Source organism: Vibrio sp. 970 (genome assembly GCF_033339075.1).
Genome location: NZ_JAWOTW010000700.1, coordinates 1 through 544 on the forward strand (window position 1 = coordinate 1; position 544 = coordinate 544).

At 44.7% G+C, this 544-nt stretch carries 2 pseudogenes; both read left to right on the plus strand.

What is annotated here, in order from left to right:
* Positions 1 to 99 (plus strand): annotated as a pseudogene (locus R7Q11_RS28695) (CesT family type III secretion system chaperone); the annotation flags it as partial.
* Positions 100 to 108: 9 nt separating this feature from the next.
* Positions 109 to 544 (plus strand): annotated as a pseudogene (gene vopQ / locus R7Q11_RS28700) (type III secretion system effector VopQ); the annotation flags it as partial.

The following is a 544-nucleotide window of genomic DNA, read 5'->3' on the forward strand; positions in this document are numbered from 1 at the left end:
CAGACCGAACTTTGGCAAGCGCGTTTTGCCATGTTGGATCAAGATCTTTCAGCCACTTCAAATCATGAACAAAGTCATGTTCAACCACTGCGTGTGTAGGAGGGAGTTATGGTGAATACAACGCAAAAAATCAGTCAAAGCCCAGTACCCGATTTGGAACAGTTTCGTGCCATTGCCGCGCAAAAAGATGACCGAGTAATAAGCAAAAGAGGCGAAGTCAAAGAGCCATCTACGTTCCATAAAGGCCACAAGTTTGCTTCGGTTAGCGAAGGCGTATTAAGAAAAAAATACACCAAGTTCTTCCAAGAAAACATCAAAACGCACCTCGACTTGAAGCAGGCACTGCTTAAGGAAGAAAAACCAGAAACCGCGCTTTTGGCTTATTCATTAGTCAGTCCGTCAGGCTACCGAGGAGAACCATTAACCGAGCGAAAAATTTTGGAAGTGGTGAGCCTACTTGATGAAGTAAAAGTCGAAGGCGACACCTATCAGCAGCTCAAAAATACGTTTGATTCGATCAGCAAAGATCCGCGTATGCAGGTCA